Source organism: Nocardiopsis sp. CNS-639 (assembly GCF_000381685.1).
In the GTDB taxonomy this organism is placed as follows: Bacteria; Actinomycetota; Actinomycetes; order Streptosporangiales; family Streptosporangiaceae; genus Nocardiopsis; species Nocardiopsis dassonvillei.
This window is the reverse complement of sequence record NZ_KB906854.1, coordinates 208423-221999: the sequence shown is the minus strand read 5'-3', so window position 1 is coordinate 221999 and position 13577 is coordinate 208423. Positions and strand designations below refer to the sequence as shown.

Annotated in this window: 9 protein-coding genes; 2 read left to right on the top strand and 7 right to left on the bottom strand. The window is 74.1% G+C overall.

Annotated features, from left to right (window positions below; all coding sequences use genetic code 11):
• Positions 1-92: 92 nt before the first annotated feature.
• A complete protein-coding gene (locus G011_RS0100850) occupies positions 93-1346 on the bottom strand; it encodes an alanine racemase (protein ID WP_019606795.1) in 1254 nt (417 codons plus the stop codon).
• 193 nt (positions 1347-1539) lie between these two features.
• Entirely contained in the window at positions 1540-2502 is a 963-nt protein-coding gene (locus tag G011_RS0100845; RefSeq protein ID WP_036552134.1) for a glycerophosphodiester phosphodiesterase family protein, read from the bottom strand.
• Between the two features lie 255 nt (positions 2503-2757).
• Between G011_RS0100845 and G011_RS0100840 the strand changes: the two genes are divergently transcribed.
• Together G011_RS0100840 and G011_RS0100835 are read left to right on the top strand one after the other, a co-directional pair.
• On the top strand, positions 2758-4308 hold the full coding sequence (locus G011_RS0100840; RefSeq protein ID WP_026337891.1) for a hypothetical protein: 1551 nt from the start codon (positions 2758-2760) through the stop codon (positions 4306-4308).
• 462 nt (positions 4309-4770) lie between these two features.
• Complete coding sequence (locus G011_RS0100835; RefSeq protein ID WP_019606793.1) at positions 4771-6576, top strand: gamma-glutamyltransferase family protein; 1806 nt, start codon at positions 4771-4773, stop codon at positions 6574-6576.
• Between the two features lie 391 nt (positions 6577-6967).
• Here G011_RS0100835 and G011_RS0100830 read toward each other — a convergent pair whose 3' ends face one another.
• From G011_RS0100830 to G011_RS0100805, 5 genes are all read right to left on the bottom strand, one after another.
• Positions 6968-8134 carry a C40 family peptidase gene (locus G011_RS0100830; RefSeq protein ID WP_026337890.1) on the bottom strand — a complete coding sequence of 389 codons (1167 nt, stop codon included), beginning with the start codon at positions 8132-8134 and terminating at the stop codon, positions 6968-6970.
• A 162-nt stretch (positions 8135-8296) separates the two neighbouring features.
• Entirely contained in the window at positions 8297-9973 is a 1677-nt protein-coding gene (locus tag G011_RS0100820; RefSeq protein ID WP_019606791.1) for a bifunctional 3'-5' exonuclease/DNA polymerase, read from the bottom strand.
• Positions 9974-10141: 168 nt separating this feature from the next.
• A complete protein-coding gene (locus G011_RS0100815) occupies positions 10142-11074 on the bottom strand; it encodes a 2-hydroxyacid dehydrogenase (protein WP_019606790.1) in 933 nt (310 codons plus the stop codon).
• Positions 11075-11282: 208 nt separating this feature from the next.
• The gene (locus tag G011_RS0100810; protein WP_019606789.1) at positions 11283-12101 is read right to left on the bottom strand and encodes an RNA methyltransferase; all 819 of its coding nucleotides are present in this window, start codon (positions 12099-12101) and stop codon (positions 11283-11285) included.
• A 495-nt stretch (positions 12102-12596) separates the two neighbouring features.
• Positions 12597-13268 carry a hypothetical protein gene (locus G011_RS0100805; protein ID WP_026337889.1) on the bottom strand — a complete coding sequence of 224 codons (672 nt, stop codon included), beginning with the start codon at positions 13266-13268 and terminating at the stop codon, positions 12597-12599.
• Positions 13269-13577: the final 309 nt, after the last annotated feature.

The following is a 13577-nucleotide window of genomic DNA, read 5'->3' as shown; positions in this document are numbered from 1 at the left end:
CCCCGCGGCCCCGGGAGCCGGAGGCGCTCCCGGGGCGTCGGAGCCCGGAAAGCACGGTCGGGGAGGCCCGGGCCCGGCGCCGTCCCCAGGCATCAGAAGTAGGTGGCCGCCATCTCCACGACGGTGTCGGCGTCGTCCACCACCGGCAGGACCCGCCAGCGGTCGAAGGCCGTGCACGGGTGCGAGATCCCGAAGGAGACCAGGTCGCCGGGGCTGACCCGCAGTCCCGGCGCGATCCTCAGGTAGGCGTGGTGGTCGTTGAGGTCGGTCACCTCCATGCCCCCGGCCTCCACGGTGGCGCCGTCCGCGCGGCGCAGGCGGCGCGGCACGGGGAACCCCTGGTCGTGGTTGGCGTCGCGTCGCCCCATGCCGACGATCGCCAACCCCTCCTCCGGGACGGAGGTCACCTGGGCCCACAGCTCCAGGGCCCCGGCCAGCGCGTCGGGGCCCTCCGGCAGGCGGCGGTAGGGCGTGGTGCGCCGGTACAGGCCGTCGTCGTGGACCACGTAGGCACCGCTGCGCAGGATCGGCAGGACGTCCCCGCGTCCGCCGAGCTCCTCGGCGACCAGGTCGAACCACGCGCTGCCGCCCACCGACAGCACCGGCCTCTCCAGGCCGTGCCGGGCGGCCAGCGCCGCGGCGTCGCCGACCAGGTCGCGCAGGAAACCGCGCACGCCGTCGGCGTCGCCGAGCGACCCCTCGTAGCCCGCCACCCCGGCCAGTTCCAGGCCCGGCGCCCCGGCGACGGCCTCGGCCACCGCGAGCAGTTCCTCCCGGGTGCGGCAGCCGGTGCGCCCGCCGGGGACCCCCCGCTCGACCAGCACCCGCAGGGGCCGCCCGGCGGGGCCTCCCCCGGGCCGGTCGGCGGCCGCCTCCGCGGCGACCGACACCCCCTCGGCGGAGTCGGCGTAGAAGAGGAACTCGAAGTCGGGGTCCTCGTCCAGCTCACCGGCCGCCCAGCGCAGCACCCGGCCGTCGAGCAGCTCGTTGGCGAGCAGGATCCGGCGCACGCCGAACCGCCGGAAGTCCAGGACCTGGTTGGCGCTGGCGGCGGAGACCCCCCAGGCGCCCGCGTCCAGCTGGCGCTGGATGAGGGCCGGAGCCATGGAGGTCTTGCCGTGCGGGGCGAACAGCAGCCGGTGGCGCTCGGCGAAGTCGGCGAGCGCGGCGATGTTGCGGTCCAGCGCGGAGGCGCGCAGGACCATCAGCGGCCAGGTGAAGGGGCCGGTGAACAGGTGGTCGCGGCGGTCCGCGAACTCCTCCAGGGGAATCGGGGCATCCGTCCACCACAGGCCCTTGGTGCGCCAGTCGACGTGTTCCCGGGGGATGGTCAGCCGATCGCTCACGTGGTGTCCGCCTCCTGGTCCGAACGCCCCGCTTCCGGGGAGGCCGCGGCGCGGCCTCCCCGGAAGCGGGGTCCTCGTGTGGGTCGGACCGATCATCCCACCTGACACCGCCCGGGGCCAGGGAGCGCTCCGGGCGCGGTCCGGGGATCGCGCCCCCCCTGCGGGGCGGACGCGGTTCCCGGGCCGACGCGGGTCAGCGGGGCAGGGGCAGCGTAGGGATCCTGACCACCGGCTGGGACCGTTTGGTCCGGGCGGCGATGGCCTCCTGGCCGACGTCGGGGTAGTCGGTGATGAAGCCGTCGACCTTCCAGCCCAGGACGGTGTCCATCCGGGAGCGCTCGTTGATGGTGTAGGGCATGATCTCCATCCCCGCCTCGTGGACCCGCTCAACGTAGGCGGCGTCGATGGTGGTGTGGTTGGGGTTGATCATCTGCGCCCAGTCGTGCTCGTCGATGCTGCTCTCGGGGACCCGCCCGAGCAGGGCGTGCGGCACGGACGGGAGCAGGTCCTTGGAGCGCCGCACCGACTCCCAGTCGAAGCTCTGCAGGACGAGGCGTCGGGGCTCACCGTCCGGGTTGGGTTCCAGCCAGGTTCCGCGCTCGGTCAGCTCGTCGGCGATCTCCTGCTCGATGCCGGGGTAGAGTCCGGGCTCCTTGAGCTCCAGGAAGAGGTTGAGGTCCAGCTGCTCCATGCGGTCGAGCCCCTCCGCGAAGGTGGGGACGGGCTCACCGTCGAAGGAGGAGTCGAACCACGCACCCGCGTCGAGCCTGCGGACCTCCTCCATGGTGAAGTCGCCGACCTCGTAGGAGCCGCGGTCGGGGAAGACCTCCTCGACGTCGGTGGTGCGTTCGAGGGTGGTGTCGTGCATGAGCACGAGGACGTCGTCCTTCGTGCGCTGGACGTCGACCTCCACGGTCTCGGCTCCGAGCCGGTCGGCCGCGTCGAGGGCGGCCAGGGTGTTCTCGGGCGCGTGACCGGAGGCTCCGCGGTGGGAGACGGCGATCAGCGGGCGCTCGGATGTCGTCGTGTACTCGATGACTGCGGATCTGGTGACGTCCGACCACCGGGGGTCGGCGTCCTGTGTCGCGGACGATGCGCTCGCGCCGGTGACGACGAAGAACGACACGGCTGCGACGACGATGCCGATGCGCTGCACCGGACCTCCCAAGTGCGCGTGAACTTGCCGACTGCTTCCTCAGGTTGGGCGCGGATAGTGACCTCGCGGTTACCGCCTGCGGAGCAGCCGGTGATCCGCCGCCCATCATCTGGTGATGTGTCCGACAGTTCGACGACATTCTCACTTAATGCATCCATTTGATTACTTCATGTACGATTTTTGACCCCCGCGCCCGTGAGCGATTACTCAGAGGCTGCGAACATCACTATGAGTAGTCGATGGGAAGGAACACTGATGCGCAAGCACCACAAGAGGTGGGTCGCGCTGCTCGGCGCCGCCGCGATCGCGTCGTCGGGACTGGTCGGCCTCCCGGGGGCGGTGGCGGCCGACGAGAAGGACATGCGGACGCTGGCGTGGCCGGAGATCAGCCAGAGCGTCTCCTCGTACAGCCTGGACGGCTACGAGATCGGTTACCTGCCCGCCGAGCTGGAGCGGCACGGGATGCACGCCTCGACCACGACCGACCGGCTGGGCAACAGACAGTCGCAGCTGTCCTGGATGCGCGGACCCGACCAGCTGCTCGGCAGGGTCTCGATCCTGCGCTCGGACAGCATGGAGCAGCTCGACGACCTGCGCGAGCGCCGGTACGGCCACCTTCCTGAGAGGACGCTGGAGCGCCTGGACTCGGGCGAGGCGCTGCGCAGTGAGGCCTACCTGTCGCCGGAGACCGGCGACCTGTTCTGGCTCGACGAGCCGGGCGTGGCCGTGGCCCTGTACCTCCAGCCGGACAAGTGGGGCAGCGGTGAACTGGTCAGGATGGCGGAGTCGCTGACCAGGAAGGAGGAGGCGCCCGCGGAGGGGACCGAGGAGCCCGCCCCTGAGGGGTCCGGATCGGAGGGGCCCGGGTCGGAGGAGCCGACGGCCGAGGAGCCCGCGCAGGACGAGCCGAACGCGCAGGAGCCCGCGCAGGAGGGGTCCGGCGGCGAGTCGGGCGGCGCCGCGTCGGACGGGGGCTCCGACGGCGACGCCGGTGCCGAGGCGGCGCAGGACGAGCCCGCCGAGGAGGAAAGCCCGCAGGAGCCCGAGGGGTCGGCGTCCGGGACGACCGGGGAGAAGGAGCCGCAGGAGCCCGCCGGTGCGGACGGAAGCACGTCCTCCGCAGACGGGACTCCGGTGGGCACCGCCCCCGTCGGACGGCCCGAGACTCCGGAGGCCCCCGAGGCCGCCCAAACCTCCGAGACCTCGCAGACCCCCGAGAGCCCGTCCGAGCAGGGCGGAGAGGCAGCGCAGGGGCAGCCCGCCGCCGGGGACGGCGCGCAGGAGGCGCCGGCGGAGACCGGAGGGACCGCGGACTCCGAGCAGCCCGGGGCGACCCGCGTCCGGATGGCCAAGGAGTGCGTCGTCAGCCGGTTCGTGAGCTTCGAGACCGGTGAGACCCGCCTGGGCGAGATGACCCCGGCCAGCACGGAGTTCGTGGAGCGGGCCGTGGCCGCGGAGCGGCTCGGCGACGGGGACCTCGACCGCCTGCTGGCCACCGTCTGGTACTACGGCGACGAGGGCGTCAAGACCGGCGCCGTCGAGCACTGCGCCGAGGACGTCCAGATGTCGCGCACCGAACTGGAGGGGCTCATCTCCGACCTCGGCGAGATGATCGCCGTGCTCGTGGAGGAGGCCGAGAAGCACGACGCCACGCACGAGGAGAACGTGGCGCGCACGCTGGAGGAGGTGAACGCCACCCTGCCCGTGGAGGTGGACGCCACCGAGGTCCTGGACCCGATCGGCGCCCAGGAGTGGGCCGAGCTGGCGCAGGCCCTGCCGTGGAGCTTCCCGACCGGGACCTCCTGAGCACCGCGCCCGCCGGCCGCCAGGCGGCGGTCGGCGGGCAGCACGATGCGGGCGGGCCCTGAGGGCCCCCTATATCCAGTCAACCCGGGGCCGGGAGCACGCACCAGCCCCGGGTTCTCCCTGTGGACGACGCCGCGGCACCCGCCCCGGCCGGACGCCCGTCCCTCCCGCCGGAGACCCGGCGGCGGTCCCACGGACCACTCGCGCACAGCCGCCCTCAGGGCGGACGCCCGTCCCACCGGCGTCCCGCTCGGCTGCCCCTCCCAGGGCACAGGACACCGCTCCCACAAACCAGACATCAACCCATTCATATGGACAACCCATGATGTAACGTCACCTCAAGTCCGCGTCCGGGTGACCGTGGTCACCCTCCCGGCCTCCGCGTCCCCCACCGGGGGCAGGCCCGGACCGGTCCGCGGTGGCGACCCCGCCACCACCGCCCCCTGAGGAGGACCCGCTCAGATGCCCCTCGGTTTCACCACCCGCCCCCAGCTCCGCGGCGACTTCGGCATGGTCGCCTCCACCCACTGGCTGGCCAGCGCCACCGGCATGTCCCTGCTCGAACGCGGCGGCAACGCCTTCGACGCGGCCGTCGGCGCGGGGTTCACCCTCCAGGTGGTCGAGCCCCACCTCAACGGCCCCGGCGGGGAGGTCCCCGTCATCTTCCAGGCCGCCGGAAGCTCCCCCCGCGTCCTGTGCGGCCAGGGCGTCTCCCCCGCCGCGGCGACCGTCGACGCCTTCGCGGGCATGGACCGCATCCCCGGCAGCGGCGTGCTCGCCGCCACCGTCCCCGGGTCCTTCGACGCCTGGATGCTGCTGCTGCGCGACCACGGCACCATGACCGTCCGCGACGTCCTCGACCACGCGATCGGGCTGGCCGAGCGCGGCTACCCCGTCCTGGACCGCATCGCCGCCGCCGTCGAGGCGCTCACCCCCGTCTTCTCCCGCCACTGGGCCGGTTCGGCGGCCGTCTACCTCCCGCACGGCGCCGCTCCCCGCCCCGGCTCCCGGCTGCGCAACCCGGCCCTGGCCGCCGCCTACCGGCGGATCGTCGCCGAGGCCGAGGCTTCGGGAGGCGACCGCGAGGCGCAGATCGAGGCGGCCCGGCGGTCCTGGTCGCAGGGCTTCGTCGCGGAGGCGGTCGGGGACTTTCTGTCCTCGCCCGTCCCCAGCGGCACGGGCGAGCCCCAGCGGGCCCTGCTCACCGCGCAGGACATGGCCGACTGGAGCGCCTCCTACGAGGAGCCCGCCAGCGCGGCCTACGGCACCCACACCGTGCACAAGACCGGCCCGTGGGGGCAGGGGCCCGTCATGCTCCAGCAGCTGCGCCTGGCCGAGGCCCTGGGCACCGGCCGCGACGTGCTCGACGGGGTCAGCGCCGACTTCGTGCACGGGGTGACCGAGGCGGCCAAGCTCGCCTTCGCCGACCGCGAGGCCTGGTACGGCGACCCCGACTTCACGGACGTGCCCCTCAAGGAGCTGCTGGGCGCCGACTACACCGCGCGCCGCGCGGCACTGGTCGACGGTGCGCGCGCCAGCACGGAGCAGCGCCCCGGCACCGTCGGCGGCCGTACACCCTTCGAACCGCCGCTGTACGTGCCGGGCCGCACCCCCGGTGACCGCACCACGGGCGAGCCCACGGTACGCCAGGACGCCGTCGCCAACCCCGCCGACCTGCGCGGGGACACCTGCCACGTGGACGTCGTGGACGCGTGGGGCAACATGGTCTCGGCCACCCCCAGCGGGGGTTGGCTCAGCAGTTCACCGGTCATCCCCGCCCTGGGATTCCCGCTGGGAACCCGGGCGCAGATGTTCTGGCTCGACCCGGCCTCCCCCAACGCCCTGGCGCCCCGCAAGCGCCCCCGCACCACCCTGTCCCCCACCCTGGTGACCAGGGAGGACGGCCAGGCCGTGCTGGCGATCGGCACGCCGGGCGGCGACCAGCAGGACCAGTGGACGTTCACCGCCCTGCTGCGGATCCTCAACGGGGTAGAGAACCTCCAGGAGGTCCTGGACACCCCGATGTTCCACACCACCGCCTTCCCCAGCTCCTTCCACCCACGCGAGACGGTTCCGGGCGGCCTGGTCGTGGAACCGGGCGTGGGGGCACGGACCGTCGAGGAGCTCCGTCGGCGCGGCCACCAGGTGCAGGTCGCCCAGGAGTGGACGCTGGGGCGCCTGGCCGCCGTGGCCCGCGACCCGGAGACCGGCGAGCTGCGCGCCGCCGCCGACGCGAGGGCCTCGCAGGGGTACGCGGTCGGCCGCTGAACCGGTTCTGAACCGCACGGGACCGGAGGAAGACGAAACGGCACGCAACGCGGTGCGGCCTTGCCCGGGATGCGCGGCACAGGGGGGTTGACAGCGCTTACCTGCATTGATCTGGGCTCTTGCCAAATCGCCCGGTCACTGCTTATGTAGACCTTGTGCGACGGCACTCCGGGAAAGCTCCCGACCGCGTTCCGTCAGAACTCAATACCACCGCATCAGGGTTCGTGCGCTGTCTCCCCCTCCCTCAGTGACGGCCCTGTTCCCCCTCCTGACCGAGGCCTGCCCTCCCCTCCCGGCTGGGTTTTTCGGACAAGGAGAACGAGCGGGCCTTGGCACCACCGGCGCGGTGGTGCCAAGGCCCGCTTCGTGTGTGCGTTCGGGCCGCGCGGCGTCAGGTGTTGACGCGCACGGCTCCGGCGTAGTTGGCGGTGCGCACCGGGGTGACGCGCACGTCCAGTCCGGTGCGCGGCGCCTCCAGCATCATGCCCTCGCCCAGGTAGATGGCCACGTGCGAGATGTAGTCGGGCGCGGTGGGGTCCGTGCGCCAGAACAGCAGGTCGCCGCGCTGGAGGTCGTCGAACTCCACGCGCTGTCCGGCGTTCCACTGGTCGTGGGTGACCCGCGGGATGGACACGCCCGCCTGGGCGAAGGCCCACTGGAGCAGGCCCGAGCAGTCGAAACCGCCCTCCGGGGTCTCACCGCCCCAGACGTAGGGGACCCCCAGCTGGCTCTCGGCGTGGTCGATGACCTGCTCGATGACCGAGGGGGCCACGGCCTCGCCCTCGACGAGCGGTTCGGGCGAGTCGGCGACGAGCTGGAGGGAGACGTCCTCGCCGAGGGCCTCGGCCAGGGCCTCGTGCAGCTCGGCCAGGTCGGCCTCGGGCGCCGAGACCACCAGGGCGTTGCCCCTGGGCATGCCCAGCTCGGCGGCACGCTCGCGGGAGACCAGCGCGTCGATCCCGGCGATGCCGGAGGTGGCGTGCGTCCACACCTCCAGGGGGACCTCTCCGCGCCCGCCCGCGACGGTGACCTCGCGGCCGACCTCCAGTCCGCGCTCGGTGCCGACGTCCTTGGACAGGGCGACGTGGCCCTCGGCGACGCCCTGCCAGATCTCGTCGGACTCGGCCGAGGGCTCGGGGGCGTGGTTGCGGAAGCTGGAGGGGCTGACGCCGAGCACCGAGGTGGGTTCGCCATCGATCTCGACACGGGCGGCGTCCACCGCCAGGACGCTCTCGACGCCCTCGATCCCGCGGACCGCCTCGACGGCCTCGCGCGGCAGGGCGCGGGGGGCGACCGCGAAGTACTCGGTGCTGCGGGCCTCGCGGAAGGGGGCGACGTAGGCGTCGCGCCGCAGCTGGGAGTCGGAGACCTCGGGGGAGTGCTCGGACGCCTCCTGCCGGGGGTCGGTGACGCCGGAGGCCTCGGAGGAGAGCTGTTCGCTGATGGGGGGACGGTCCTCGACCACCGGCTCCGCCCAGGCCGGGGTGGTCCCGAAGGCGGTGAAGGCGACGGCGAAGGCGGCAGTGGTTCCCGCACACGTTCTCAAGCGGCTCCGCACGGGGGGATCTCACCTTTCTGCGAGTGAGCCGACCGGGGGGTGGGGGACCCCTGCGGCGTACGGCCTGTTGCCGGTTTTACACTTTCCGGATCCAAGAATGGGCGTACCGGGACGAGTTTTCAAGAAGCCCACGCCGTCCGATACCGGACCGCCACCCGGTGCTCACCCGATGTTCCTCGTCACCACGGGGGTCAGCGGGAAGCGCACCGGGGTGTCCCCGAAGAGGGTGGCGCGGGTCGTGGCCTCGGCCTCGGCCACCGCGCGCACCGCCTCCCCGGCCAGGTCGGCGGGCACGTGCAGCACGACCTCGTCGTGGACGAAGAAGACGATCCCCGCCCCCTCGGGCATGTCCGGCAGGCGCTGGCGCAGCGAGGCGAGCAGGACCAGGGCCCACTCGGCGGCGGTGGCCTGGACGACGAAGTTGCGGGTGAACCGGCCCTGGGCCCGGCGGCGGCGTTCCCCGCCGGGCCCGGAGACGGCGGCGTCCCACCCCGCGGGGGCGGGCGAGGTGCGCCCCAGCCAGGAGCGGACGATGCCGCCGCCCTCGCCGGTGCGCGCGGCGGAGTCCACGTACTCCAGGGCCCGCGGATAGAGGCGGCGCATGGTGGCCAGCAGGGGCGCGGCGTCGCCGGAGGTCTGGCCGTACATGGCCGAGAGCATGCCGATCTTGGCGCGGTCGCGGTCGCCGCCCACGTGCACGGCCAGGCGCGCGTACAGGTCCTCCTCCGCGGCCGCGGCGGCCAGGGCGTCGTCGCCGGAGACGGCGGCGAGCACGCGGGGTTCGAGCTGTCCGGCGTCGGCGCGGACGAGGACCCAGCCGGGGTCGGCGCGGACCGCCCCGCGCAGCGACCGGGGGATCTGGAGTGCGCCGCCGCCCCGGGTGGCCCAGCGGCCCGACACCACGCCGCCGACCACGTAGTCGGGGTGGAAGCGTCCGAGGGTGGTTCCGTCCGGGCCGGGGCGCCTGCGCACCCAGGTGTCCAGCCACGCCCAGCCGTTGGCGGAGTGCAGGCGGGAGAGCTCCTTGTAGCGCAGCAGGAGCGGGACGACGGGGTGGTCGATCCTCTCCAGGACCCAGGAGCGGGTGGAGTCGACGGGATGGCCGATCCACGCCATGGCCCGCAGGACCTGCGCCGGGGAGTCGGGGTTGACCTCGCGGCCGACGGCCTCGCCGATGCGGGCGGCGAGGTCGGCGAGGACGGGCGGGCGCTGCCCGGAGGGGGGCCGCTGTCCGAGGAGGCCGGTGAGGATCTCGTCGTGGACATCGGGCCGCCAGGGCAGGCCGTCGTGGCTCATCTCCGCGGCGGCCAGCCCCCCGGCCGACTCCACGGCGGCGAGCAGGCGCATGCGGCCGGGCGCGGGGTCGGGGAGCTGCGCGAGGCGCCGCAGCTGGTCGGCGTGCACCTCGACCAGGGCGGCGAGGCGGTCGGTGCCCGGGGGCAGGGTGGAGCGGTCGGCTTCGAAGAGCGCGGGCTGGGCGTGGGCGGTGCCGCCCTCTCCGAGGGGGCGCACGGGGTCGTCGGGGACGGGCAGCCGGTGCAGACGGGCCCAGGCGGCGCCCAGCGAGGAGGCCTCGCCGTGGCGGGCGTGGTAGCCCAGGAGCAGGGCCTCGGTGAGCGCGGCGTCGTGGCAGCGCGAGACCCGCACCCCGGCGCGGACCAGGTCGGGGTAGACGTCCTCACCGGCCGACCACACCCAGCGGGGCGGCTGGGGGCGGGCGTGCTCGGCCTCGCGCACGGCGGCGGCGAGGTCGCCGACGCGGCGGATCGGGCCGGGGGCCTCGTCCAGTTCCTGGAGCCAGCCGCCGCCCTCGCCGTCGGCGACCACCGCGATCCGCATCCTCCCCAGTGTGCCGCCTGCCCGCGACAGTTTCGCGGACGCGCCGCGCGGGGGACCCCGTCCGGTTCCGTCAGGGCGGGAGCGGGTGGCCGGGTCCTGCTCTCCGGGGCTCGCGGTGCGGGCCCGGGCGGGTGGCGCCCTGCCCGGGCCGGGCGCACCGACGCGGTGTCAGCGGTCGCGGGCGGATCCGGTGCGGACCACGTTGGCCAGCGGTTCACCGGCGGCCCAGCGGGCGAGCTGGGCGTCCACGAAGGCGCGGGCACGCGGGTAGAACGCGGCCGAGCCCCCCGCGACGTGCGGGGTGAGGAACACGCCGGGCGCGCTCCACAGCGGGTGGTCCGCGGGCGGGGGCTCGGGGTCGGTGACGTCGAGGGCGGCCCGCACCCGGCCCTTCTGCTCCAGCAGGGCACCAGTGTCCAGGACGGGGCCGCGGCCCACGTTGACCACGAGGGCGTCGTCGCGCAGCAGGGCGAACTCGCGGGCGCCGAACAGGCCGCGGGTGGCCTCGGTGAGCGGGGTGACCAGGACGACGATGTCGGCCCCGGGCAGCAGGGCGTGCAGCTCGTCCACGCCGTGCACGCCCTCGTCGGGACGGGCGCGGCTGGCCACGCGCACGACCTCGGCCTCGAAGGGCAGCAGGCGGCTCTCGACGGCCTGGCCGATGCTGCCGTAGCCGACGATCACCACACGCGAGTCGGCCAGGGAGCGCAGCTGGGCGGGGTCCCACTGGTGCTCCCTCTGCGCGAGCGCCCACCGGGGCAGGTCCCGCTGGGCGGCCAGGATGAGCGCGAGGGCGTGCTCGGCGGTGCTGGCGTCGTGGAGGCCGCGCCCGTTGCACAGGGTCACGTGGTCCGGCAGCAGCGGGAGCACGTGATCGTACCCGGCGGAGAGGAGTTGGACGACCTCCAGCGACGGCATCCGCGCGATCATGTCGAGCCGCGCGTCGACGCCCTGGGTGGAGGGGGTGTAGGGCACCTGGTAGAAGGTGACCTCGTCCAGTCCGCTTTCGGGCGCCGCTCCACCCGCGTAGAGATCCACGGTCAGGGAGTCCGGGGCGTTGTCCCTGTTCTGCTCCCACTGCACCAGCGTTCGGCCGCCCATGTCGCGCCGCCCTTCCCCTCGGTCCGTCTCAGGCGCCACCCTAGCGGGACGGCCGCGGAGGCCGCCGGCGCGGGTCCTGACCCGCACGGAACGGAAGGCGGGTCGGCCCGGCCGGTGGGGCGGGATCTGCCCGGTCTGGGGGCCGTCTCGGCTTGAGGGGCCGTCTCGGTCTGGGGAGCGGACCGGTCCGCCCGGGGGCACGACCGGCTCAGCCGGTGGCGCGGGTGAGCTCGTAGCAGGCGATGGCGGCCGCGGCGGTGACGTTGAGGGAGTCGACGTCGCGGTCGGCCATGGGGATGTGCACCCGGGCGGTGGCCCGCTCCAGCCAGCGGGAGGAGAGCCCGTCTCCCTCGGTGCCGAGCAGGAGTCCGACCCGGTCGCCCGGCGCGAGGGCGGCCATGGCGTCGCGCAGGGGCAGGGAGCCCTCCCCCGGGGTGAGCGCCATGAGGTGGAACCCGGCCGCGCGCAGGGTGTCCAGACCGCCGTACCAGTCGTCCAGGCGGGTGTGGGGCAGGGTGAAGACCGCGCCCATGGACACCTTGACCGCGCGCCGGTACAGGGGGTCGGCGCAGCGGGGCGCGAGCACGATCGCGTCCACGCCCAGACCGGCGGCGCTGCGGAAGATGGCGCCCACGTTGGTGTGGTCCACCAGGTCCTCCAGGACCACGATGGTGCGCGCCCCGGCCAGGACGTCGGCGAGTGGGGGCAGGGCGCGGCGGTGGAAGGCGGCCAGCGCGCCGCGGTGCAGGTCGAAGCCGACGAGCTTCTCGGCGGTGTCCTCCTCGACCACGTACAGCGGCGCGGAGGAGGCGGCGACCACGTCGTCGAGCGCTTCGGCCCGGCGTTCGGTGAGCAGGAAGCTGCGGGGTTCGAAACCGGCCGCGGCGGCCCGGCGGATGACCTTGTCGCCCTCGGCCATGAACAGCCCGTGCTCGGCCTCCAGGTGGCGGCGCAGGTTCACGTCGCGCAGGCGAGTGTAGTCGGCCAGGCGCGGGTCCGCGGGGTCACTGACCTTGATGACGTCCATGGGGGTCGATTATCGCCGGTCCGCGAGGGTTGCGGTCCAAGGCTGCCCGCCGGGTCCGCCGGGGTCCCGGCCCGAGGCCGTCCTCACGGTCGAGGGGAGATGCGGCCCAAGGCCGTCGCCACGGTCGACGGGAGATCCGGCCCGGGGCCGTCCACACGGTCGACGGGAGATCCGAGCCGAGGCCGTCCACAGGGGCCATGGAGGACTGGTGGCGCGGTCGGCGGCGCGGGACACTGGAGAACGGGGGACCACCCCCTGCTGTCGGCGGCGCGTGGCGCCCCCGTCATCGAGCCTACGTCCGCGCCAACGCGCCCGGAAGTCCCGATCGCGGCCTGTGGACAAGCGTCCCGCGACACGGGCCCGGCCGCGCCGCGGGTCCGACCGTGGACACGGATCCGGCCGCGCCGCGGGCCCCGGCATGCCACGGATCGGGCCACAGCACGGGTCCGACCACGCGGCGGGTCCCACCGCGCCCGAGGCCCGGCCGCGCGTCCGTCAGCTGATCTGTTCGGTGAGGGCGCGCAGGCGCTGCCAGCGCGCCTCCTCGCAGGAGCCCTTGCGGGTGAGCGTGGTCTCGATCTCCTGCCCCTCCCAGACGCCCACGATGGTGGCCTCCTGGGGCCCGTACACCTTGTCGGTGCACACGGTTCCCTCGCGGACCTCGGTGAACAGCAGCGCGCTGCCCGTGTTGACGGCCTCCGACGGCTGGGCCCCGCCCTCCGCGCCCTCGGCGTCCTCCGCGGCCCCGGCCTCATCACCGCTCTCACCGCCGCCCTCGGCGTCGACCGACTCCTCCTGGACGGTGACCGGCTCGCCGGTGTCGGCGTGGAACTCCTCCGCGACCCGGGCCAGCTCGGCGCAGGCGGCGGGGTCCTCCTCCAGGTTCCCGGTGCACATCAGCGTCTGCACCCAGGCGCGTCCGCGGTCGCTCACCTGCACCTGAAGCCGGCCGCTCGGTCCCTCCGCCACGACCTCCTCGGGCTCGTCCGCGTCGGGGGCCAGGTCCGGGGTCATCGCGGTGGTGGCCTGCACGTCCCGCTGGTCCGGCGGCAGCATCGACGGACCGACGATCGCCCCGTAGGCGACCGCGCCGAGGCAGCACGCTCCGGCGAGCATGGCGGTGCCGAGAGTGCCTCGGCTCCGGTGTTCACGATGCGATGGGGACATGCCAAAAACCCTCGGGGGTCGGTGTCACGGGACGTCCACTGGGGAGTGTGGGCTGGGTGTGGACGCGGGGCCTAAGCCTAGCGGGGAGCGCCGAGTGACCCTTGACGGGCACGGTAACAAAGCGATCACCCTGGTCGGGTCGGTAGGGGCTTCCTCTCGTGCGTTACCAACGAGTAAGGTCCTGGAAAAGTGTCGTTCGCGCCTCATGGTGTGGTTGTTCGTCCTCCCTACCGTGTGACGCCGTCGGGTGCGCGGGGGTTCGCACCTCTCTTCCGCGGGGCCGTCGCCGTGGCACCGCGGGGGCCCTGC